21 protein-coding genes, 1 tRNA gene and 1 pseudogene are annotated in these 22,075 nt (G+C 42.1%); 11 read left to right on the plus strand and 12 right to left on the minus strand.

Annotated elements, in window-relative coordinates:
• Positions 1 to 50: 50 nt before the first annotated feature.
• The 3 genes from V7O64_RS06390 to V7O64_RS06400 are packed head-to-tail and all read right to left on the minus strand — an operon-like array spanning position 51 to position 1,557.
• Positions 51 to 311, minus strand: a complete 261-nt coding sequence (locus V7O64_RS06390; protein WP_407357171.1) for a TIGR00304 family membrane protein — start codon at positions 309 to 311, stop codon at positions 51 to 53.
• Between the two features lie 59 nt (positions 312 to 370).
• On the minus strand, positions 371 to 604 hold the full coding sequence (locus V7O64_RS06395; RefSeq protein WP_407357172.1) for a TIGR00304 family membrane protein: 234 nt from the start codon (positions 602 to 604) through the stop codon (positions 371 to 373).
• 53 nt (positions 605 to 657) lie between these two features.
• Positions 658 to 1,557 (minus strand): BlaI/MecI/CopY family transcriptional regulator, encoded by a 900-nt coding sequence (locus V7O64_RS06400; RefSeq protein ID WP_407357173.1) that lies wholly within the window; start codon positions 1,555 to 1,557, stop codon positions 658 to 660.
• A 614-nt stretch (positions 1,558 to 2,171) separates the two neighbouring features.
• Here V7O64_RS06400 and V7O64_RS06405 point away from each other — a divergent pair.
• Together V7O64_RS06405 and V7O64_RS06410 are read left to right on the plus strand one after the other, a co-directional pair.
• On the plus strand, positions 2,172 to 3,407 hold the full coding sequence (locus tag V7O64_RS06405) for a proteasome-activating nucleotidase (protein WP_407357174.1): 1,236 nt from the start codon (positions 2,172 to 2,174) through the stop codon (positions 3,405 to 3,407).
• Positions 3,408 to 3,492: 85 nt separating this feature from the next.
• Positions 3,493 to 3,567, plus strand: a tRNA-Glu gene (locus V7O64_RS06410).
• Between the two features lie 386 nt (positions 3,568 to 3,953).
• Here the strand turns inward: V7O64_RS06410 and V7O64_RS06415 are convergent.
• Positions 3,954 to 6,008 (minus strand): methyl-accepting chemotaxis protein, encoded by a 2,055-nt coding sequence (locus V7O64_RS06415; protein ID WP_407357175.1) that lies wholly within the window; start codon positions 6,006 to 6,008, stop codon positions 3,954 to 3,956.
• 493 nt (positions 6,009 to 6,501) lie between these two features.
• On the opposite strand from V7O64_RS06415, the gene V7O64_RS06420 reads away from it, so the two are divergent.
• Positions 6,502 to 6,633, plus strand: coding sequence for a hypothetical protein (locus V7O64_RS06420; protein ID WP_407357176.1), 132 nt, complete (start codon positions 6,502 to 6,504; stop codon positions 6,631 to 6,633).
• A gap of 384 nt (positions 6,634 to 7,017) precedes the next feature.
• Here V7O64_RS06420 and V7O64_RS06425 read toward each other — a convergent pair whose 3' ends face one another.
• Positions 7,018 to 7,725, minus strand: a complete 708-nt coding sequence (locus V7O64_RS06425) for a hypothetical protein (protein ID WP_407357177.1) — start codon at positions 7,723 to 7,725, stop codon at positions 7,018 to 7,020.
• Positions 7,726 to 8,526: 801 nt separating this feature from the next.
• Between V7O64_RS06425 and V7O64_RS06430 the strand changes: the two genes are divergently transcribed.
• Positions 8,527 to 9,168 (plus strand): FmdE family protein, encoded by a 642-nt coding sequence (locus tag V7O64_RS06430; RefSeq protein WP_407357178.1) that lies wholly within the window; start codon positions 8,527 to 8,529, stop codon positions 9,166 to 9,168.
• A 49-nt stretch (positions 9,169 to 9,217) separates the two neighbouring features.
• Here the strand turns inward: V7O64_RS06430 and V7O64_RS06435 are convergent, their stop codons facing one another.
• From V7O64_RS06435 to V7O64_RS06445, 3 genes and pseudogenes are all read right to left on the minus strand, one after another.
• Positions 9,218 to 9,415 (minus strand): hypothetical protein, encoded by a 198-nt coding sequence (locus tag V7O64_RS06435; RefSeq protein WP_407357179.1) that lies wholly within the window; start codon positions 9,413 to 9,415, stop codon positions 9,218 to 9,220.
• 173 nt (positions 9,416 to 9,588) lie between these two features.
• Positions 9,589 to 10,725 (minus strand): annotated as a pseudogene (locus V7O64_RS06440) (ISNCY family transposase); the annotation flags it as partial.
• 304 nt (positions 10,726 to 11,029) lie between these two features.
• Positions 11,030 to 12,337 carry an S-layer protein domain-containing protein gene (locus tag V7O64_RS06445; protein ID WP_407357180.1) on the minus strand — a complete coding sequence of 436 codons (1,308 nt, stop codon included), beginning with the start codon at positions 12,335 to 12,337 and terminating at the stop codon, positions 11,030 to 11,032.
• A gap of 411 nt (positions 12,338 to 12,748) precedes the next feature.
• Here V7O64_RS06445 and V7O64_RS06450 point away from each other — a divergent pair, with 411 nt between their 5' ends.
• From V7O64_RS06450 to V7O64_RS06470, 5 genes are read left to right on the plus strand one after another with little or no spacing between them, the layout of a single operon-like run.
• Positions 12,749 to 13,822 carry an ABC transporter substrate-binding protein gene (locus V7O64_RS06450; RefSeq protein WP_407357181.1) on the plus strand — a complete coding sequence of 358 codons (1,074 nt, stop codon included), beginning with the start codon at positions 12,749 to 12,751 and terminating at the stop codon, positions 13,820 to 13,822.
• A gap of 9 nt (positions 13,823 to 13,831) precedes the next feature.
• Positions 13,832 to 14,893 (plus strand): FecCD family ABC transporter permease, encoded by a 1,062-nt coding sequence (locus V7O64_RS06455; RefSeq protein ID WP_407357182.1) that lies wholly within the window; start codon positions 13,832 to 13,834, stop codon positions 14,891 to 14,893.
• Positions 14,890 to 15,657: an ABC transporter ATP-binding protein gene (locus V7O64_RS06460; RefSeq protein WP_407357183.1), complete on the plus strand. Its 768-nt coding sequence runs from the start codon at positions 14,890 to 14,892 to the stop codon at positions 15,655 to 15,657. The genes V7O64_RS06455 and V7O64_RS06460 overlap by 4 nt, the downstream gene beginning before the upstream one ends.
• Before the next feature lie 20 nt (positions 15,658 to 15,677).
• Complete coding sequence (tsaA, locus tag V7O64_RS06465; protein ID WP_407357184.1) at positions 15,678 to 16,082, plus strand: tRNA (N6-threonylcarbamoyladenosine(37)-N6)-methyltransferase TrmO; 405 nt, start codon at positions 15,678 to 15,680, stop codon at positions 16,080 to 16,082.
• Positions 16,083 to 16,142: 60 nt separating this feature from the next.
• Positions 16,143 to 16,988, plus strand: coding sequence for a class I SAM-dependent methyltransferase (locus V7O64_RS06470; RefSeq protein ID WP_407357185.1), 846 nt, complete (start codon positions 16,143 to 16,145; stop codon positions 16,986 to 16,988).
• 14 nt (positions 16,989 to 17,002) lie between these two features.
• Here the strand turns inward: V7O64_RS06470 and V7O64_RS06475 are convergent, their stop codons facing one another.
• From V7O64_RS06475 to tnpC, 4 genes are all read right to left on the minus strand, one after another.
• A complete protein-coding gene (locus tag V7O64_RS06475; RefSeq protein ID WP_407357186.1) occupies positions 17,003 to 17,545 on the minus strand; it encodes a shikimate kinase in 543 nt (180 codons plus the stop codon).
• An 89-nt stretch (positions 17,546 to 17,634) separates the two neighbouring features.
• Positions 17,635 to 18,996 carry a PFL family protein gene (locus V7O64_RS06480; RefSeq protein WP_407357187.1) on the minus strand — a complete coding sequence of 454 codons (1,362 nt, stop codon included), beginning with the start codon at positions 18,994 to 18,996 and terminating at the stop codon, positions 17,635 to 17,637.
• 9 nt (positions 18,997 to 19,005) lie between these two features.
• Complete coding sequence (locus tag V7O64_RS06485) at positions 19,006 to 19,284, minus strand: ACT domain-containing protein (protein WP_407357279.1); 279 nt, start codon at positions 19,282 to 19,284, stop codon at positions 19,006 to 19,008.
• A 436-nt stretch (positions 19,285 to 19,720) separates the two neighbouring features.
• Entirely contained in the window at positions 19,721 to 21,154 is a 1,434-nt protein-coding gene (gene tnpC, locus V7O64_RS06490) for an IS66 family transposase (RefSeq protein WP_407357278.1), read from the minus strand.
• Positions 21,155 to 21,349: 195 nt separating this feature from the next.
• Between tnpC and V7O64_RS06495 the strand changes: the two genes are divergently transcribed.
• Positions 21,350 to 21,556: a DUF5371 family protein gene (locus V7O64_RS06495; protein WP_023844559.1), complete on the plus strand. Its 207-nt coding sequence runs from the start codon at positions 21,350 to 21,352 to the stop codon at positions 21,554 to 21,556.
• 26 nt (positions 21,557 to 21,582) lie between these two features.
• Positions 21,583 to 22,074, plus strand: a complete 492-nt coding sequence (locus V7O64_RS06500) for a type IV pilin (protein WP_407357188.1) — start codon at positions 21,583 to 21,585, stop codon at positions 22,072 to 22,074.
• Position 22,075 lies beyond the last annotated feature (1 nt).

Below are 22,075 nucleotides of genomic sequence, written 5' to 3' on the forward strand. Positions count from 1 at the left end.
TTGTGATAATGGAGGATTACAGCTTCACATCATCACCATTTCACCACAGATCACATGAATATCAAAAAGTAGAGTAGCATAAGCACAATTGCAAGTAAGATAAGTGTCTTTATGCTTTTGCTGTCAGAACCAAAGATGACAGGTATAGGGCCAAGCATGATAATCCCACCGCCCTTCACATCGGTTTTGTAGGATACGTATCCATCATCCGGCTGCCTGCCTGAATACAGGGAAAAATCAACCTGATTATTCTGACTGTATTCATCACTTTTTTTTGAATTTAAAGCTCTTAAAACGCTTGATATCATCATTAGTACAAAACCACAGAGGATCATCAAAATACCTGTGAACAAAAGGAAAGAAGCTGTAATTACAGACCCCTCCTCAGGAACAGATAAATGATGGCAATCGCAACACCTGCCCAGAGCATTGCAGTGGTAATATCAGGCGATGAGCCAAATGCAATAGGAATCGGACCTATGAGAATAAGACCGCCAAATTCACCGGCCCCCCTGAACGAGGATAACAGTACCCCTGCAAAAAAAAGTATAAAGCCCAGAATAACTAGTACGGACCCTAAATTGAAGATATCCTGTGAACGCATGTGAACAGATATGCACAAAAGGATATTAAAACCCTGTCAGAACCGGAGACAATTCAGTACTGCAGCCTGTGATACACAGGAACTTCCGGCATTTCCTCAGTCCTGTATGCTGATTCCGGTTCGTCAGCTATGTAGCGATACTCGCGCTGGGTCCTGTTGCCCCTGCGCTCAAGAAGGTTCTTGCGATACATGCGGGAAAGGTATGTTGAAACAGTACTTTGCTTGATCGGACCGTATATCCTTTCATAATGCTGCTGCACATCCTGTGAAGAGAACCATACCCTTGGATATTCATATTTCAGGAAGAGTTCAAGGCGCTCGTTAATAGTCAGCGACATATCGTTCATCCTTTCCTGAAAAACAGGAGTTCTGCGACGGACCGGTTGATCAGCAGCCTGATTAAAATGTGAGACAGCCGGCGATACCTGATGGTGGGATTTCACAGGTGAGTGGATCGTAGAAGTCATGGACCGTACCGGCTGCCCGGAGTCATATTGCTGCAGCCCGGAAGGAGGTTGGTTGGGCTGTAGATATTGCGGTTGCTGATAATTTGGTATTGCAGCCTGTGGCGGATATGCAGGTATGAACTGTTGCTGCACCGGAGGAACTGGCATAACAGGCTGTTGGATCTGTTGATTCGGATATTGTTGCATAACGGATGGGTAAGCCTGCTGGCGGAAATGCTGCGGGGGACCGGACATGAATTGTTGTTGCGGGAATGGCAGTGGTGTTTGAGATGACTGTTGCTGACCCGTCACATGTTGACCCTTACCACCCCCGGTAACATGAACATTAGAATTAGATGAATAGGACGAAGGTTCGGAGATAGTATCAGTCTCGCCCTGGAATGTCTCCAGGAATGCCAGAAGACGCCTTTTCCAGTTGCCTCCGGCAAATTCGACACTTGTGCTTTCAGTGCCATCGTCATCGATGATCTCAAGCCGAACCTTCATCCTTTTTGCCTCTTTGCGGATCCATTCATCCCCTCAGATATTGATGGATTCACAAACCATTTATCCCCTCAGACAATGGTGTTGCTCTTTTAATCTTGATCCGTGATTTTGTAAACACATCAGGAACACACTGTTACTGTGTGACTCACAATTACTTACATGGTTTTAATAATATATAAATATTTGCTCTAATAGTAGTCTGCAAATGTTTTAACACAAAAAAAAGCCTTATTAAAGCTTCTTTTTCAAATTAAAACAACTAACACAGACAAAGCATATTGTGAAACATGCCTGCAATAAGAGAACTGCAATGATAATACATAAATATTTCGTTCTTCATCGAAAAATGAGATTGAAAACTTGTATCCATGTAATAAAGACAGATTTTAAACTATATTCAAGGAAATAAAGCATTTATGACTACTATTTTCTAATATAAAAGACCCTAAAGGAACAAATATTGTTTTTTGTCTTAAACCGATCATTTCCTAAACACCAGATATGCAGAATTACCCCAGAACCAGCAGTGCCATCAAAAAAGGGCCCCTGTAAACAAATACATTATTAATCAATGCAGTTGGATTTATATCCAATGATACCCATAGTAAGCCCCTATGTCAAATAGTAGTGCAGAATCACCGATTGACACAATTAGTTCAAAGATCAGGACGCAGATAGAATCTGACAACCTTGATGAAAAAGACGTAGAATCATTACTTCATGAAATCGAGTTACTCAAGATCAACAATGAGAGCATGCGCGCTAAACTCCTTGAAGCCAGCATGCTGGCCAATAATTACCTTGAAGAAACTAACAAACTCAAAAGGCAGATAGAACAGCTTACCTCACCTCCTCTCTTCATTGCCACAGTCATGGAGGTTGACAACAAGACCGCCATCGTCCGGCAGCACGGGAATAACCAGGAAGTCCTGATAAAGATCCCGCAGCACCTGAATGTTGAAGCCGGCATGAGAGTTTGTGTGAATGCTGCATTCTCTATAATATCTATAATATCCAGGGCTGCAGATGTGCGCGCCCAGGTAATGGAACTTATCAATTCCCCCGGAATTGACTACGATATGATAGGTGGCCTGGACGATGTGCTAAAAGAGGTCATCGAATCCGTAGAATTGCCACTTGTTGAGCCGGAACTCTTTGAGAAGATAGGAATAGAACCACCTACAGGCGTGCTTATGTACGGTGCACCCGGAACCGGAAAGACCCTTATTGCAAAGGCGGTTGCCTCAAGGGCACATGCCACATTCATACGCATGTCAGGCTCAGATCTTGTACAGAAGTTTGTAGGAGAAGGTGCGCGCCTTGTGAAGGATGTGTTCCAGATGGCACGTGACAAGTCCCCATCAATCCTTTTCATTGATGAGATAGATGCAGTGGGCGGTATGCGCACCCATGACGGCACCACCGGTTCTGCGGAAGTGAACCGTACCATGCTTCAGTTACTTGCCGAAATGGACGGCTTTGACGCAACTCAGAATGTAAAGGTAATTGCCGCAACCAACAGGATAGACCTGCTGGATCCTGCACTGCTTCGCCCGGGTCGTTTTGACCGCGTAATAGAAGTCCCGCTCCCTGATGAGAAGGGACGCACAGAGATCTTCAAGATACACACGCGCAAGATGAACCTTGCAGACGATGTGGACTTTGAGAAACTGGCAAAGATGACAGAGGGTCTTAGCGGTGCCGATATGAAAGTTATTACCAAAGAAGCCGGAATGTTTGTCCTGAGAAGACGTGGCGAGCATATCACTATGAAGGACATGATGGATGCCTATGAAAAGGTAGTTTCCGAGGAAGAAGAATCAAATACTCCTCACAGTATGTTTGTTTAAACCACAAACATACCCTCATTTATCCGGAACGAAAGGTTAATATGTTTTGAGTGACTTTCAAGGGTGCTGATAAGTAAAGCAGATTGCTCCGATAGTGTAGCACGGCCAATCATGCAGGACTCTCACTCCTGCGACTGGGGTTCGAATCCCCATCGGAGCACTATTCTAATTTTCAAATTAAGTCCTAAGTAAGTTGGTAACATCATTAAAAAAGGGTTTTAAGCCTATATGATGCCTATGATACTGGTTTCAAGTTGTAACTTGCATTTAGCAGCTAGAGAATCACTTATTCTTTAGTAGATTAATGCAATATTGTTGTTGAAATTACCCACAGGATGTTGAAAAGAACAAAAAAAGAGGATGCAGGAAAAAAGCAGAGCTTCAAATATCTGCATTTTTCCATAACTATTTTTTATAACTATTTTTTAAAGCTCTTGCTCAATCAAACAGTACATTCTTTGAAATATCAGAACACAACCCTGGGTAAGAAAGGTTCTCCCATGTCACCATCAACTGCATCGTCCAGCTCCACATAAGCATTGGAAGTCAGGCATCCAGTTTGAATTTAGATACCACCTGACGCATATTAGCGGCCATCTCTGAAAGGTCCTGAGCAGATCTTGAAAGGTCCTGCATCGTTGAACTTTGTTGCTGAACTGCTGCAGATGCTTCCTGGGTTCCTGCTGCAGATTCTTCTGAAATTGCACTGACTTCTTCGATCGAAGAAGTTACTTCTTCTATGGAAGCAGATTGCTCCTGAGCCGCAGCAGCAATGTCCTGTACCATACTTGCTATCAGGTTACCTGCATCTACTACTTTACCAATTACAGAAACAGCTTCATTAAGGGCAGTTGCTCCGGTTTCCACTTCAATGGAACCCTGCTGCATGGATGTAACAGCATTGTGAGTGCCTTCCTGGATCTCACCAATAAGTGTAGAGATCTGTTTTGCAGCATTTCCTGAATCTTCTGCAAGTTTCCTCACCTCATCTGCCACAACAGCAAATCCACGTCCATGTTCACCCGCACGTGCTGCCTCAATGGCTGCGTTAAGTGCAAGAAGATTGGTCTGGTCAGCAATGTTAGTGATCAGATTGACGATCTCTCCTATCTGTTTGGACTTGCCGTCAAGTTCTATAATAGCAACTGAAGACTCTGCAGATGCACTCTTTATGGAATCCATCTTGTCAAGAAGATCCTTGGCAATTGTACCGAGATTGTTTATCAATTCATTAGAATCCTGGGCATTTGCTGCTGCCTTTTGAGAATTGCTGGCAACTTCCTGCACTGTAAGAGTCATATCGACCATGGCGCGCGACACTTCCTCGGTCTTTGCCGCCTGGCTCTGTGCACCTCTTGATATCTCTGAGACAGTATCGGCTATCTGGTAGGAGGCAGAAGTCATCTGCTCTATAGAGGCTGACATTTCTTCGGAGGTCGATGCGACATTCCTTGAACTGTCAGAAACCAGGGAAACCACTTGATTCACAGCATCCAATACCTGATTAAAACCTCTGGATATTGCCTCAAAATCAACTCCTACATCAGTATTAGCCCTTCTGTCAAGTTGACCCTGTAGAGTTGCATTGGATACTTCTTCAAAATCAGTAACGATCTTGCGGATTCCTCCTGAAATGGACCTGCTAACCAGCAATGCAGCCCCACAACCAAGGATCACAAAGATAAGAATGACTAATACCAGACTATCCCTGATTGCTATCAGAGGACCTTCGAACTCTTCTGTATAACTGCCTGATACAATGAACCAGTCGCTTGGCTCGTAATATGTATAACCGGCTATTTTCTCGCGACCTGCCCATTCATAAGTAATAATACCTTCTTTAGTGGATATGATCTCTTTGGCAAAGTCATACTCATAGACATTCTCACCCTCTATATCAGGATGCATTACAAGGTTTCCTTCAGAGTCCATGATGTACATGTATCCGGTTTGACCCACAACGATCCCACTCATGTGAGTCCTTATTGTATTGATGAATGGTTCTTCCAGCACACCAACATAGAGGATTCCTATAATCTCCCCGGAATTATCTTTGATAGGTTCGTATGCGGTAAGATACCATGCGTTTACCACCCATGCTCTGCCATAGAAAGTCTCACCATTGTTGACGACTGAATCATATACAGGCTGTGACACCGCAGTTCCAACTGCCCTTTTACCTTCATTGTCGATGACATTCGTTGAAATCCTTACAGCTTCCCCGGCCTGTACCTGGAATATAGTAGCAGTCCCTCCAACCATGTCCTTAATAGTATCGACGATCTCAAAATTGTTGTTAACAATATAATCATCCCCCAGAACCATTTGCCCTTCAACGATCCCAGGATCACCCTTTAAATAAAAAACAGACCTTGCAACCCCAAGATCACTATTGACCTTATCCTGTGCAAGAGACAACGTAGAATCAATATAATCCCTTTCAAAGGCTACCTGATCTTCCAAGCTACCTTCTAACTGGTACCTGGTACCTGCTGCTGTCTGCTCATAAGCATATAATCCAACAATCGTAACTGGCAAGATAGTAAGCAGTAATGAAACTGCAATTATCTTGTGACTGATACTAATTTTCTTTAAATCCATTTGAACACGACCTTTCAGAGCATGATATCAAGAAACTCATTAAGATATATTGTAAACATCAAATTCCCGGAGATATTGCATTTGCTTGGCAGCATTCATAGAATCGCTTAAAAGTTGGGATATGAAAAAAAACCAGTAATATACCCGCAGAGTGAACCATTTTTTCCGGGAGATCGAAGAATTCAGATAGGAACAAAATATACATGCAGATATAAATTTGCAGGTTGCCCATACCGGCATAGTTGAAACTTTAACTTCACACAAATGCAAGCCTTCTCCTTTTATAATATGTAACTGTGAGCGCGCTCACTTTAATAAAATACACATTGATATTATATAAAGTTATCAATATATATGTAAATAGTAACTTAAATAGATTTAGTATCAAATATCACACACTGCAATCAACAAATCACTTCTATAAAGACCATCAATACTTCATATCACGAAAGATAATAAAAGTATTATCTTCTTTTTAAATTCCGTGGTAATTATGCCATCTGAAAATTCAAAAGAAAACACAAAGATGCAAATACCTGCCTTTGAAGAGGCCGCAAAGTTCCATGGACATGTCTGCCCCGGACATATCATCGGCTACATTTCCTTAAAATTACTAAAATCCTGAAGATGCGAGGGAATCTGAAAGCCATAATTATGATTCCCAGACCAAACATCCCTATCAAGCACCATCAACTTTTTTAAGCTTTTGCTTTTATATCTTCTTAAAACCATATCGGCATTTAAGCTTCATGCTGTATTATCCCCTATAAGAGTTGAAAACAAGTACCGCGACTCAGCCCAATCAAGTGCAGGATATTCCCAGCATATACCCCTGCAATCCATTAGTTTTGACTGGTTTTGTGATCTAAATGCACTTATATTTGAGCCGAGCAAAGTATTTTAGAATTTCTATATCTGCAACACCCATATTACTCAATGGTGATGTTTGATCCCAGACAAAGAGCTTCATCGAGAGTGCAGATTCAATGGCAACTATAGAAGATCCATTTCAAGCACCTGCAACTTCAAATGTCCTGGGGAAGTCCCCTTTGAAGTTCAGGTTGCCATCTTCAACCTCCAGGCTCTCTATATTCAGTCCACCCATCTTAGAAAGATGAGAATTGATCAGACTCTCTAATTCCTGCTGTCCTTTTTTAGCAGTTCCTTCCGGAACTGGCAAAATGCCAACTTTTGCGCTGGAGACATCCACCCGTATAGAATTATCGCTTGCTTTTGCGAATGTACCCTGGGCATATACCGGACCTTTGAAATCATAACCGAACTCTTTTAGATCGATGTAAGCAGACATCTCTGCCTGGTTATTACTACCCAGACGAACTTGTATATCTTTCATAGGCCCTTCATTGTTAGTGGCTTGAAGATATGAGCTAAGCTGTGAGCTTGAAAGACTTATCTCCATAGGTGCTGCATCAGAGTAGATTATATCACTGGTCAGGGTATATGCAGATGCAGGATCTGCAAGGTTAATACCCTGCTCCTGAACAAGGCCATCGAAAATAACCGGATCGACCTCCACACCAAGGTCTATAGCTTTATCCGTCCCCATAAGGTCGGTCAGAACGGGAATATACACCATCCCGGATGCTGCAACAATTGTCAATATCACAATTAGAAGTGCAAAAAATGACGATATTACAACATAGGTCAGAGGAACACCGGCATTGTTATTCTTTAATATGCAGCCATAAGATAACACATTGATACACCATAAATCAATTTGAAGAATGGCTATAAATACCTATCCATTCCATTAATGGCTCATGTGCTGGTTCGGTCAAGTTCAGTTCAGTTCAGTTTATTAGAGGAGTCATGACATTATTTTTAGAACCTGTAACCAGACCTCAGATACCATCCTTTTATGTACCACCGGACAACATCATCAAGTCAAAGAAATGAAAAGAGGAGAAACTAATAAGGACTTATTACAAGGACTTATTACTTTTTATAAAACAACGGATCTTTATCTGATTTGAAAAAACATCCGGTACAAAGCCCTATTCAACATTCCCGAATTGGCAGGAGAACAATAAACACATAAAAACACCGGGGCCGGAATTATGAAACAAGCTCTGGCGCTATAATTATTTTTTCAACTCTAAATAGAGTAAAATAACCATGTAGGCATATATGCGTATGTACATTCATATTTACGACTCTGTAGAAATCCTTTCTTTATTAATAAATCACAGATAAATATGGATACACTCACCTCTTACAGAGTTGAGTGTATCTGCGGTTCACAAATTATTGATATACGTTTTCTACAGAGCAATATATACATATAAACAAAAGAATATTTGATGCTAAGCAAATTAAATTGAATTATATCGAATTAAATTGAACTACATCAAATTAAATTAAATTAAATTAAATTAAATTAAATTAAATTAAATTAAATTAAATTGGTATTCCCCAGAGAGGGCGTTCACACAAAAGGAGGAAAAGAGATAGCACGAAAGTTATTAAAAGTATTACCTTGTTAAACTCCGTGATTATCATGACATCCAACCACTCAAAAGAAAACACAAAGATGCAAATACCTACCTTCGAAGAAGCTGCCAGATTCCACGGACACGTCTGCCCCGGACTTACCATTGGTTACATTGCCTCAAAAGCAGCCATCGAAAAACTTGAAACCGAGCGTGACATAGATGAGGAACTTGTCACCATCGTGGAGAACGATGCCTGCGGAGTGGATGCGGTACAGGTCCTCACCGGGTGCACAATCGGCAAAGGCAATCTCATTTACAGAGACCACGCAAAACAGGTATTCACATTCATATGCAGGAACAGCGGCAAGGCGGTCAGGGTTGCCCTGAAAGCGAGCTTCAATATCGATGCCATTGACCCAGAGGTTAACAAACTGCGTCCGAAGGTAATGTCAGGCACTGCTACAGAAGACGAAGCACAGGAATTCAGGAAACGCATGGACGGCATATCTGTGACCATGAGAGAAACGCCTGTGGAAGAAATGTTTAATGTGAAATTCGTTGATGTGGATATACCACACAAGGCCAGGATATTCAATTCTGTCAAATGTGCTAAATGTGGTGAAATGATGGCAGAGTCCCGCGCCAGGGTCCAGAATGGAGAATACGTCTGCATCCCGTGTTACGAGGAATACACCAGAGGCTGGTAAAGAGTAGGGAAATGCATCCCACTCTTATTTCAATAGGTAATTCCTAAGCTCATTCTACATTCACTGCAACAAGTGAAAGGCCCAGCTTCTCTTCCAGTTCCTGGATCTTTGCAAGGTCATCTTTTGTGAGCTCTGCATTCCTGATGTTAAGACCAGAGAATGCAAGCAAGGTAATATTCATCTTTGATTCCAGTTCATTGATGGCTTTTATCTGCTCATCCTTAAGTACGGAAAATCCCCATAGCATTTATTTTAATCTCCTATTTTTACAATGGCCGTTTGGCTCATGTTATAAAATGGCTAATGCTATTTATTATTTATGAAAAACAGAGGCTGTCAAAAACTTTGGTGTTAAACTTTATTGGATATGTTCCCTTCCCAATATCCTCTTTTAACACTTAAATAATTCAATATCCCATTCGGTGTTTTAAATATCCTTTTCAACGAATCAGGTAACGTTTGTCGATAATAATTCTCAATAGGGTTTGTTGTTTTTGAAATCATTTCATCCACCATAAACAGAGTCAACCTTTCGAAGTCTTTTATAATCTTATCTATTGATTTGTGAAGTAAATGTGGAATTTCTTCCATATTACTGATTATCTCTTGAAGTCTCTTGATTGCGATATTTAGGTCATATGTTCTAAACACTTCTTTGATCTTTGTAAATGCTAAACACAACCTGATCTTTTCCCTAGAGCCAATAAATTTTGATTTTAGTTTTTTGTACACATCTTTCCCAACAAGCTTGTACAAATGAAATATGCAAAGTTGATGCTTGATTTTTAGTGCATCCATAATCGATTTATATTTTCTTCGGTGGTCGGTTGAAATGGCATGAAGAGGCTTAGAAGCTACAGCATTTTTAATAAAACCCTTAACAGTATCATATTCAAGATTTGGCACAATTTTCTCTTCTACTGGTTTATTCAGTACAGAGTCTATCAAACTGAGCCTATAAAAGCGATTTCCATTCAGTTTTATGTATTGTTCATCATAACAATAGTATCCAGAATAATGATTATCATCGCTTGATATTGATATTCTGTTTGATCCTGCAATCCAGTTGTAAATGGTCTGATGAGAGGGAGAACAATCGTATAGCGATGTGAAGATCTTTTGCAGATGTCTGAATGAACAATAGCCAGCCTCATAGGTTTTTTCTATATAGTGTTCATAAGTTCGGGCATATTGATGTCCTTTTTTTACAATTGAATCAAGAGGTGTTGTGAATTTTTTAGAACAAATCTTACAATAGTATCTTCGAACATAAATAACCTGACTTCCAAATTCTGCTAATTTTAGCTTGCGTTTGTAATATTCTTGTTTGATTACTTTCCTGGAACCACAAACAGGACAGTAAGGATGAAGGAGATCAAAACGATTGTCTGCATGCAGAACAAGCTCCTTCTCATTGTGAATATTCCTATTTTCAGTTGAAGACAATTGGGATATGATAGCATCTTCAAAGCTTGTGATACCTGAAAAACAGTCGTTTAGTTTAAGTTGAATTGAGCTAATATGAGATTTGAAAGTGGATATGATATGGTTTGTCACAAAACCATATCTACTTTCATAATATATATCTATTGTTATTAATTAACTCAGGCTTTGCAACCCCAAAGTTTTTGACAGCCCCGAAAAACAAATTAGTATTAGCCATGGCAATAACATATTATATAATCACATGTTAAAATCTGAATAATAAATCATATCCATGTTCCCAAAAAGGAAAAGGTTATAAAATTAGAGAAGAAACATGTTCAAATGCCCGCTTTGAAAACAACAAAGACAATGAACATTCTGATAAATACTCCTAAGTATATCCTGCAACACCCATAACTTACATTACATTGATTTATCAATATTTCCTGAGCCCTGCCGCAACCAGCAGTCCCAGAAGACCTATCAAAAGTTCAAACCCTGGAGCTTTGACAGAACTCTCCACCACTGCCTCATCTCCTGCATCAGATGCCGGGACAGATTCCATTCTGTCATCAACAGAGGCTGTATTTTCCTTTTCATTACTTGTTCCAGCCAGGTCTACAACTACAACGTCGTCCTCTTTTACTGTCTCTTCTTCAACAACCTTGGTCTCTGCAGATGCCGGGGCTTTGATGGTTTTCTTCATCCAGAGAGTCATCTTAAGGACAGGACTGCTGGTATCCTCTGTCTTGAGATACATGTTACCATAAAGGTCGATCGTCTTTTTCCCATCAAGATCGATGTCTTTGCTGCTGGACATTACCAGAGCATCATCACCGGTATTCAGTTTTGTACCACCGCCACTTCCTGCATAGTTGATACCGCTTATAACAGCAGGAACCTCAAATCCCTCTACATCGAAAGCTCCATAGCTGTCCCCGGTTTGTATGGTGGTGATATCACCCCTGAGGAAAGTGTATTTGAATACCACGAAATCATCCGTAGCACCCCTGAATACAGAGTCCACATAACAGTAGAATACGGGATTGTCATCAGCATCTTTGTGAAGATATGTTCTTTCAGTGTTTGTCAGTTCCGCATCACCTGAAACCACTGCAGAGTCTATCTCCACACCGTCTTTGTTTAGCTGCAGCCATACTTTTTTACCTTCAACATCGACCTGTTGCACAACAAGTGACCAGCCACCGGCAAGCTCCCATGTATCGCCGGGGAACATCTGCTTTTTGCCACTGTCATCGGTTTCCATGAGGATCTTTGCTATCCTGTCAGGCTGGCAGCCGGCAGAAAGAGTAGCGGGGTCTTCAGGCATTACTACGTGCTGTGCTCCAAAAAAGCCCATAAGATAGTATTTTTTCAGGTCAACACCGTCAACTATAAAGGTACTTTCATCATCCATGCCACCGATCTTGGTCTTTTTCATCTGCGGCTTGCTCACATAGTAGAGATCACCTTCAGCGATCCGGTCCCCAAGCTTCATGGTCGATGAGGCGTTCACACTGTTGTGGAAATAAAGTACCTCACTGGAAAGGCCGGGCTTGATCTGATACCAGAATCCAGAGAATGTGCTGGCATCCCAGTAGAAATCACCGGCGGGTGTGGGAGAGTCGCTGCTGTCGTATACTGTACTTCTGATGTTGTAGCTTACATCTGATGCGCTGGCAGGAGCCATAGCCAAAAGCAAAATCACTAAAAAGATCAAGATCGCTTCTTTTATTTTATTCATCTGAACATCTCCTTACAATTAAAGATTTTTTCCATACAGGACCATCGAACATGAAAAACCTGATACAACTTATTTTGAGTTTAATCCTACTGATATGATTCTTACGATTTTCTTGTAGTTTCAGGGTGCAATAATTGCATGCGCCTACGTGTACAAGACGGAAATGGATTTAATGGATGGCATATATAATACAACGTACATAGTCCAAACTTAGAATGTGTGTTATCTTTTAGGTATATAAAACTTCTGATTTTAGCACTTTATGTTACTATATAGTAAAATATATATAGCCTAATACCTTAGTGAAAATGACACATTATAGTAAAAGGTATTAATATGAACAGAAGTAGATCAATTCTCCGGACTTTTATAGTCATGTTGATAATTATTTCGACATTCGCTTCAGGCTGTATGGATGACTCATCAACTTCACAGAGCATGCAGACACCGGAAAGAACCGAAACCGTGACCATTACAGACATGGCCGGCAGGAACGTTGAGGTGCCTGTAAATGTGGAAAGAATAGTTGCAGTAGGGGCCGGTGCTCTCAGGCAGATAGCATATCTTGAATCCATGGACAAGGTAGTTGGTGTGGAATCCAATGAGAAGGATGATGCGACTACTATTCATGCAGTCTATAAACTGGTCCATCTTGATAAAATGGCAGGACTTTCTGAAGTGGGACCCGCTCATGGAGGAAATGCTGAGCTGATAGCCGGTGCAGATCCGCAGGTGGTATTCTTTAGTGGAACCTCAGGTGATGTTTCAGATGCTGAGGGTTACCAGACAAAAACAGGCATTCCTGTAGTATTCATAGATGTAGGTGATATGGCCGGCGAGGACAGAAAAACGACATATCAGTGCTGGCAGATATGCGGAGAAGTATTAGGAAAAACAGAAAGAGCAACTGAGTTACAGGAATATACCGAACAACTGATCGCAGACCTGAATGCAAGAACGGAAGATATCCCTGATGAGGAAAAACCGATTGCTTTTCCGGGTGCTCTGTCCCACAGGGGAGGACAGGGGATACTGTCAACCCAGTACCCCTTTGCAACCTTAGAATTCATAAATGCCAGGCATGCCCTTGACGAAGGTGGAATAGCTCAGGAGGAGATCAAAACACATGCATTCTCAGTGGGTCAGGAAAATCTTTTCTCATGGGACCCTGAGGTCATATTCATCGATCTTTCAAACCTTGGACTTGTAAGCAACGATGTAGAAAGAAGTCCATCCTATAAAGACCTCAAAGCTTTCAAAGAAGACAATGTTCACGGCTTCCTGCCTGTTTCATCGTATCACCGCAATTACGAAAGTGTTTTCGTAAATTCCTATTACATGGGTAGTGTACTCTATCCTGAGAGATTTGATGACATAGATATCGATGAAAAAGCAGATGAGATATATGGGATGTTCCTCGGAGAACCTGCTTATGACAAAGTGAAAAATGAGCTGGGAGGCGGCGCCAGAAAGCTTTCATTCTGAGGCAGGACAATGTTCCAAAATCGTATTTTGGATGAATATAAGGAGGATATAGGACGCAAATCCTTGTTCGGATTATCAGCATTCATACTGCTGATACTCCTTATTATCTTTGCTACATTGAACGGACCTGTGAAATTAACGTATACAGAAATGTATTCGGTATTGACAGGTCAAATTACAAAAGGTACTGCTTACAATATCATATGGAACATCAGGCTTCCTCAAATACTCACAGCAGTTGTAGCCGGTGCTGGCCTGGCAATAGCAGGAAGTGCTATGCAGAGTGTCCTTAAGAATCCACTTGCATCTCCTTTCACACTGGGAATATCACATGCTGCAGCATTTGGTGCAGCTTTTTCCATCGTATTCATGGGAACCGGAACAACTTATAGTACAGGCGATGTAGTGCTTAATAACCCTTACATAACTACGATCTCAGCTTTTGCATGCTCGCTTTTCTCTACTTTTATAATACTGGCACTGGCAAAATTCAAGAGGGCCACTCCGGAAACAATGATACTTGCAGGAATTGCCCTGGGTTCTTTATTCACAGCTGCCACCAGTGCAATACAGTATTTTGCGGAAGATGTTCAAATTGCCGCAGTAATTTTCTGGCAGTTCGGTGACGTAAGCAAGACCACATGGGGCGAACTGGGACTAATTACATTGCTGGTGATCCCGGTATCCATATGGTTCACATATAACAGCTGGAACTATAATGCTTTGAATTCCGGGGATGATACAGCTAAAAGTCTGGGAGTGGATGTTGACAAGTTAAGGATCAGAGCCATGATCGGCGCATCATTGGTATCAGCTCTCATTGTATCTTTGGTAGGAATTATAGGATTTGTAGGTCTGGTAGTCCCACATATAGTACGCAAGATAATAGGCGGAAACGAAATGTTGTTGCTTCCTTTCTCATGCCTGCTTGGTGGTTTGCTTTTGCTTGCATCAGATACCGTAGCAAGGAATATAATTGCTCCGGAGGTATTGCCGGTTGGTATCATCACCTCTTTTCTTGGTGCTCCGCTATTCATATATCTGATCATAAAAGGGAGGGAATACTGGTGAAAATAAATATAGAAGGACTTGAATTCAGCTACAACGGTAAACCAACGTTGAAGAACATGAATCTGAAGGTTAACAGGGGAGAGTTTCTTTCAATAATCGGACCAAATGGTTCCGGAAAAACCACATTTCTCAAATGTATGAACAGAATACTGAGTCCTAAAGAAGGATCGATATTTATCGATAAGTATGACCTGAATAGGCTTCAAAGGGAAGACATTGCAAAGCATATAGGATACATCCCGCAGGCTGAAAGAGGAGCATTCCCGACAACCGTATTTGATACGGTCCTTATGGGCAGGAAACCCCATATGAAATGGATTCCAAGATCAAATGACCTGAAGATCGTGTCAGAGGTAATAGAAACGCTTGGACTGAACGATTTTTCCATGAAGAACATCAATGAACTGAGTGGCGGACAAAGACAGAAAGTAATAATTGCAAGAGCTCTTGCCCAGCAACCCCGGGTTCTTTTACTGGATGAACCTACCAGCAGTCTTGACCTGAAACACCAGCTTGAAGTCCTTGACATTACCAGGGAGCAGGCAGACAATGATGTTACAGTGATAATGTCGGTACATGACCTGAACCTTGCTGCAAGATACAGTGATAAGATAATCATGATGAAAGATGGGGAGATATTCCTTGGCGGAGGAACTGAAATTCTGACCCCGGAAAATATAGAACCTGTATACGGTGTTAGTGTTGATGTAAGACGTGAGTCGGACCAGATATGGATCCTTCCAAGAAAAGTAACTTGTAAATAAGAATCATAAGAGGCACAAAAATGGAAGTTCAATGCATAGGTAAGATAAAAAGTTCATTCAGTGAACCTGCAAACCCGGAAGAGATGCGTAAAGAAAGAAGCACGATTGTCATTAATGAAGAATATGAGGATGGCTTGTACAGAATAGAGGACAGTGAATACCTGCAGGTGATCTTCTATTTTGACAGGTCGCAAGGATATGAACTGATCGCAGAGCGGCGCAAAGGCGGAGTGAAAGGAGTGTTTGCCTCAAGAACACCTGGCAGACCAAGCCCTATAGGGGTCACAGTTGTAGAATTGGTGCAAAGAAGAGGAAGAGAACTGGAAGTTAAAGGGCTTGATGCCCTTGATGGAACTCCTGTGATAGACATAAAGCCATATGTGCCTGTTTTTGATAATTCACATAGTGATACACAAATGGAATAGAGCAGCTTTATCATATTCAGATCCATTTCCTTAAATCTGAAAAACATCACATGAGGTTGTATGAACTATCATAACATAGACTGGAATGATGTCTGGACAGAGCAGATGAAGAGACATCATGAAAGCGGAAACCGTAAAGAAAGTACATCCATATGGGAGGAGAAGGAGAGTGCAAAGAGATTCTGGGAGATGGCACAGCGGGATAACCGGAAAAGATCAAATGACATCATAAGTTCACTTCATATCAAACCAGAGTCCAGAGTGCTTGACATAGGTGCAGGCCCGGGAACGCTTGCCATCCCTCTTGCTGAAAAAGTGAAGCATATAACTGCAGTGGAACCGGCCATGGGCATGATAGAGGTTCTTGAAGAGAAAATTGCAGAATATGGGTATAGCAATATTTCAATAGTAAAGAAAAAATGGGAGGATATCGATCTTTCGCACGATCTTGATGGTCCCTATGACGTGATAATTGCTTCGTTTTCCCTGAGTATGCCGGATATCCGCAAGGCAATTGAGGATATGCAGGCAGTGTCCTGCGGATACATCTACCTCTACTGGTTTGCAGGGGACAGGCCATGGGATAGATATGCAAGGGAGATCTGGCCAAAGTTACATGGTAATGAGTATTCTATAATGCCTAAATGCGATGTGCTGTATAATGTACTGTACCTGATGGGGATTTACCCCCATATGGAAACGTCTACATTGGGACACACCGAGGTCTACCCTACATTGGATGATGCAATGAAGAGGCTTTCCAATCATTTTTCAATTGTAAATGATGAGCAGAAAGCAATACTTGAACAATACTTTGAAGAGAATCTTAAAATAGAGGATACAGGCTACGTACATGATGCAGGTTCCACCCGGGTGAAGATGTGGTGGAACACACAGGAAAAATAATGAAGGACGAATGATCACTGATTTTCCGGCGGCTGGCCATGGATATCCGCACCATGCCCTGCAAGGACTGTTGTGATTATCCTGTTTACAACATCCACTACTTTATCCTTCCGGGAAACTTCTATTGTGTGCTCTGCAAAAGACCTGTAAAGAGCAGTCCTTTCTTTGTACAGGCCATATAATCCTTTTTCTCTCAGGCCTACCACGCCTCTTGTGTTTAGATTGGACAGTCTTTGGACAATTGTGCCGTACGGGACATCAAGATACACGATAACGGACTTTTCTTTGAGATATTGCATGGCTTTTTGGGAGTATACGACACTTCCGCCGGTTGCTATTATGCAGTTGTCCTTCAGGTCAAGTCCGAGTATGCTTTGCTCCTCCGCCCTGATAAGTGCCGTGTCACCCATGTTGTTGACAATGTCCTGGAGAGCCGTACCTGAACTGCCAATTACAAGTTTGTCCGTATCAATGAACCCATAACCCAGAATGGATGCCAGTTTCTGTCCTGCAGAGCTCTTGCCTGCACCGGGCATGCCTATCAAAGTGATTATCATGTGCAATCCTGTGTCTTTTGCTGTGTTTGGTCTGTTTTGACCGTTTTGATGCTTTTGATCTTTTTGACGCTTTTGAGCGTTTTGAGCTTTCAGTTTGTGAGGGACTGTATGGGTGCAGGGATCCTGCCGCCCCGGGAGATGAACGTTTCGGAACTGAACCTGTGTACCGGCATCACCGGAGCGGTTCCAAGCAATCCCCCGAATTCCACCATATCCCCTACTTTTGTGCCGGGTGCGGGTATCACCCTTACTGCAGTGGTCTTCTTATTTATCATGCCTATGGCCATCTCATCTGCAATTATGGCTGATATGGTTGATGCAGGTGTATCACCTGGAACTGCTATCATATCAAGGCCAACCGAGCAAACACTTGTCATGGCCTCAAGTTTATCCAGTGTGAGGGAGCCCCTCTGTACTGCTCTTATCATACCTTCGTCCTCACTCACAGGTATGAAGGCACCACTGAGTCCGCCCACTGAGGAAGAGGCCATAGCTCCGCCTTTTTTGACGGCGTCATTGAGAAGTGCAAGTGCGGCAGTGGTGCCGTGGGTGCCACAGCTTTCCAGTCCCATGGCCTCAAGGATGGCTGCCACACTGTCCCCTATAGCAGGGGTTGGGGCAAGGGACAGGTCAAGCACACCAAACTGTGCATGAAGCCTGCGGGCAACTTCCCTGCCTACCATCTCACCCATCCTGGTGATCTTGAAAGAGGTCTTTTTAATGCATTCTGAGATGTCACCAAGGGTCGGATCTTTAAGAGCACGCACGGCGGAGTTAACCACACCGGGACCGCTGACACCGACATTTATGACGCAATCCGGCTCGCCGATGCCGTGAAAAGCGCCTGCCATGAAGGGGTTGTCATCGGGGGCGTTTGCAAAGACCACAAGCTTGGCACAACCAATGCCTGAACTGTCCCGGGTCATCTCTGCGGTTTCCTTGATCACCCTGCCCATAAGGGAAACGGCATCCATGTTAATGCCTGCCCTGGTTGTTGCGACGTTTACAGATGAGCAGACCTTCCTGGTGCTGGCAAGTGCCCGGGGGATGGAGTTGATGAGTTTCAGGTCGCCTGGTGTCATACCTTTTTGTACCAGGGCACTGAAGCCGCCTATGAAGTCAACGCCTACGTCCTCTGCTGCCCTGTCAAGGGTCTGTGCCACAGAACTGAGGTCTGTAGCCTCGCAGCTTTCAGCAACAATGGAGATGGGAGTGACAGATATCCTTTTATTGATGATGGGTATGCCATAGAGGTTCTGTATTTCGTTGGTGGTTTTCACAAGGTCCTTTGCGTAGTACATTATCCTGTTATAGACGTTCTCATTGAAGGTATCCAGGTCAGGATGACTGCACCCGCGCAGGTTGATGCCCATGGTGACGGTCCTTATGTCGAGGTTCTCGTTGCTCACCATTTTGATCGTTTCAAGGATCTCTTCCGGGTGAATAAGCATGTATACACCTCATATCCTGTGCATGAACCGGAAGGCATCTTCGTGCTGGACCTTTACCTCAACTCCAAGTTCCTGGCCCTTTGAGGACATGGCCTGCTGGAAAGCCGCCAGGTCGAAGTTCTCTTCCTTTATCTGAGCCAGCATTATCATGGTGAACAGATCGTCCATGATCGTCTGGGTGATATCTACGATATTCACGTTGTATTGTGCCATTATCCGGGTGATGCCCGCAACGATACCTACTTTGTCTATACCTATAACAGTGATTATAAAACGACTCGATGACATGGAGCTTCCTTCATTGAACTGGTTATACAGGTCAGCCATATGACCTGAACATTGTTACTCTTATCTGTTTTCTAAAACATCAGGTAATTTGAATAACTATACTGTAGCTTAATGGATGAGATGCTATTTTGACTTTGCCTATGACATGGCTTAGCCGGGATGAGACCAGTACCCGATCAGCATGAAATTGCTCATTTAAATCAATATACCTGCAACACACAATAGATATGCGCGAAGGGATCAATAATAGAATATAATGATATCTGTAGGAATAGATATATTCCTGATTAGAAAATATTAGTATAATTATATAATAAGGCCTGCAAAACTAATAAATGAAGCAAAGCTCATAGTACGTAAGGCAACAAAGTTTATATAGAAATTTCGTAACTATTCAGCCTAGCTCATTTCTACTACCAGATTTCTTAATCCACTATCAATTCTGCAATATTGGAGAAAGTGAATTCCTGTAGAATATTGCATTAATTGAGTCGATAACAGATAGAGAATTCTTGCTAACAGTAGAAACGTATCCTCTTATCCGGCAGAAATTTCTCGCACCCTGTTCACTACGGAAAGTACCGGATATCTTCTGCTGTACTTTCGTCATTCTGATATCTCTTTCCGCCTGATTATTATCAAACGGAACGTCTGGGTCGTACATAAACCGCAAGATATCTTCCTTGAACCCGATAAATCGATCCAGCAAATTCTTTGCCGTGGTTTGCTTCTTACGTCCCCGTTTTCCAGACAGCACATTTGATTCAAGGTCAGGAGGATTTTCACTCATCCCAAAACAAGTGATGTGATCATAATCCTCACTGAACCTTTGAATTAAATCCGGATTTAAAAGACCATTATCATCATGATGTTTGATGCACATCAACAGATCTGCCATTATCTTTGGCCACTGTTGTTCACTATTTTCATGAGCTCCGGTTAGCTCCCTTAACAGATGTGCATTACACAACGAATGCTGGCAATCGTATTTGTTGTAAGGTTTCCAGAAATCATGAGTTGCAACACCAGTGTAACCTGGTAGAATGCCCATGGCTTCCATTGCTTCTGAACCTCTCTTTTTATGTGGAAAATAATATGTCAGTTTGCTTGTCCCTGCTACATGAAGCCAGTTACGAGTTGCATTTACCCTCATTCCAGTTTCATCCAGATTGATAACAGGAGATTGTTTCAGAAGGTGTTTGACTTCGTTTTCAAATGATTCAAGTTTGCCAAAGCAACTGCTCACTATGTTCACTATTGTACCAGGACTTATCCTGCATCCTAACATGTCAGAGAACAAACCGGCTACACGCTTATAAGGAAGTAATTGGTTAATGTGCAAATAAACTGCAGCAGACTTGACCCGAATACCATATTGAGTTGGCTGAGTCACACCCTCAGGAAAAACAGCTTTGTTTACACGGGAACATTTAGGACATGTTTTTATCTCAGAACGATGCTCTGTACACTTAATTACTATTGGTGGAATGTCAAAGACCTGTCTTCGTTCATAACCAGAAGGAATGGAAGCTAACGAGCTTCCACAATTAGTACATTTGTCAACATGATGAACAACAACTTCGTCCGGTTCATCAGTCATTCTTAAGGTAGTACCCGGATGACCATTTTGACCACCTGGGGATTTACCACTCTTTTTTCTCTGACTTTTGACCTTTGGTTTATTCCGTGCATAATAATCAGTAGAAGGTGGTTTGCTACTGTTGCTACTATTCTTTTCAAGCATCTCTTCCAGATGCTTGACACGTTCTTCAAGTTTTTCTATTATCCCAAATAGCTGAGTTACAAGTTCTACTACTGCTTCAGGACCAGTTTCATAAACTGCAAGTATTTCTTCTCGTTCTATACAAATCCCCTCAGATTGATAGACGTTTTTTATTGACGACACTTAAATATTTTAATAATATGTAGAATGTGTTCATAGTATATCGATTTTTGCATCAATGAGGAAAATCAGGCTGAATAGTTACGAAATTTCATTATGATTATTATGATGATGGTTTGAACGGCTAAGTTCATCAGATGATTCAAACAATCAGGAGATACAATGGTTAAAATTGTACACGCACAAACCGTACTCACGGAAGATGAACTGGCGGCTTTGAAGAAGAAATGTAACGAGTCGTCAACAAAAGAAGCCCTGAGTATGGCCGTGCAACATTATCTCGAGTGCGAATACACCGACCTCGACGATAAAATGTGGACAAAGAAGCTTGAAAAAGTAGTCCAGAAAAAGAAACAGAGAAAAGTATAGTTTTTTGAACAAGAGAGGAACGAATTATGAGCAAAGCAAACCAATTCCTTAAGGGAGAGGATGCAGTATCTCCGGTCATCGGCGTAATCCTGATGGTCGCTATCACTGTCATCCTCGCTGCAGTTATCGCAGCATTCGTGTTCGGCATGGGACCACCTGAACAGGCACCACAGGCAAGTCTGAGGGCAAGCGCAGATACATTCACCACAAATAATACTGATGTAATAAAGATAGAACATCAGGGTGGAGATGAGATTGTGCTCAAGTCTGCCAATACAAGAGTGGTCGTTGACGGGACGGCAGCTGTAATCGTAGCAGCTACTGGGAATGAAACCTACAATGCTGGAAATATAATGTATGTGTTCGAAGATGATGGTACATATTATGTAGACTCATACAAGAACGAAACTGGTGGTGCCGACCTTAACCCTATAGCTTCAACGGGTGAAACTGTTAACGTCAAAGTAATTGACACAGCCAGCCAGCAGCTTATTGCCGATCTGAATGTCAGGTTCTAAT

It is taken from the genome of Methanolobus sp. WCC5, assembly GCF_045690325.1.
Lineage (GTDB): Archaea > Halobacteriota > Methanosarcinia > Methanosarcinales > Methanosarcinaceae > Methanolobus.

Coding starts and splice junctions, on each gene's coding strand:
- V7O64_RS06435 (WP_407357179.1), bottom strand. CDS start 9,415: ATGCTATGGGGATTTTCCGTACTTAAGGATGAGCAGATAAAAGCCATC.
- V7O64_RS06470 (WP_407357185.1), top strand. CDS start 16,143: ATGAACTATCATAACATAGACTGGAATGATGTCTGGACAGAGCAGATG.
- V7O64_RS06455 (WP_407357182.1), top strand. CDS start 13,832: ATGTTCCAAAATCGTATTTTGGATGAATATAAGGAGGATATAGGACGC.
- V7O64_RS06500 (WP_407357188.1), top strand. CDS start 21,583: ATGAGCAAAGCAAACCAATTCCTTAAGGGAGAGGATGCAGTATCTCCG.
- V7O64_RS06405 (WP_407357174.1), top strand. CDS start 2,172: ATGTCAAATAGTAGTGCAGAATCACCGATTGACACAATTAGTTCAAAG.
- V7O64_RS06480 (WP_407357187.1), bottom strand. CDS start 18,996: ATGCTTATTCACCCGGAAGAGATCCTTGAAACGATCAAAATGGTGAGC.
- V7O64_RS06475 (WP_407357186.1), bottom strand. CDS start 17,545: ATGATAATCACTTTGATAGGCATGCCCGGTGCAGGCAAGAGCTCTGCA.
- V7O64_RS06390 (WP_407357171.1), bottom strand. CDS start 311: ATGATGATATCAAGCGTTTTAAGAGCTTTAAATTCAAAAAAAAGTGAT.
- V7O64_RS06415 (WP_407357175.1), bottom strand. CDS start 6,008: ATGGATTTAAAGAAAATTAGTATCAGTCACAAGATAATTGCAGTTTCA.
- V7O64_RS06430 (WP_407357178.1), top strand. CDS start 8,527: ATGACATCCAACCACTCAAAAGAAAACACAAAGATGCAAATACCTACC.
- V7O64_RS06395 (WP_407357172.1), bottom strand. CDS start 604: ATGCGTTCACAGGATATCTTCAATTTAGGGTCCGTACTAGTTATTCTG.
- V7O64_RS06450 (WP_407357181.1), top strand. CDS start 12,749: ATGGATGACTCATCAACTTCACAGAGCATGCAGACACCGGAAAGAACC.
- V7O64_RS06445 (WP_407357180.1), bottom strand. CDS start 12,337: ATGAATAAAATAAAAGAAGCGATCTTGATCTTTTTAGTGATTTTGCTT.
- V7O64_RS06485 (WP_407357279.1), bottom strand. CDS start 19,284: ATGTCATCGAGTCGTTTTATAATCACTGTTATAGGTATAGACAAAGTA.
- V7O64_RS06400 (WP_407357173.1), bottom strand. CDS start 1,557: ATGAAGGTTCGGCTTGAGATCATCGATGACGATGGCACTGAAAGCACA.
- V7O64_RS06495 (WP_023844559.1), top strand. CDS start 21,350: ATGGTTAAAATTGTACACGCACAAACCGTACTCACGGAAGATGAACTG.
- V7O64_RS06420 (WP_407357176.1), top strand. CDS start 6,502: ATGCCATCTGAAAATTCAAAAGAAAACACAAAGATGCAAATACCTGCC.
- tsaA (WP_407357184.1), top strand. CDS start 15,678: ATGGAAGTTCAATGCATAGGTAAGATAAAAAGTTCATTCAGTGAACCT.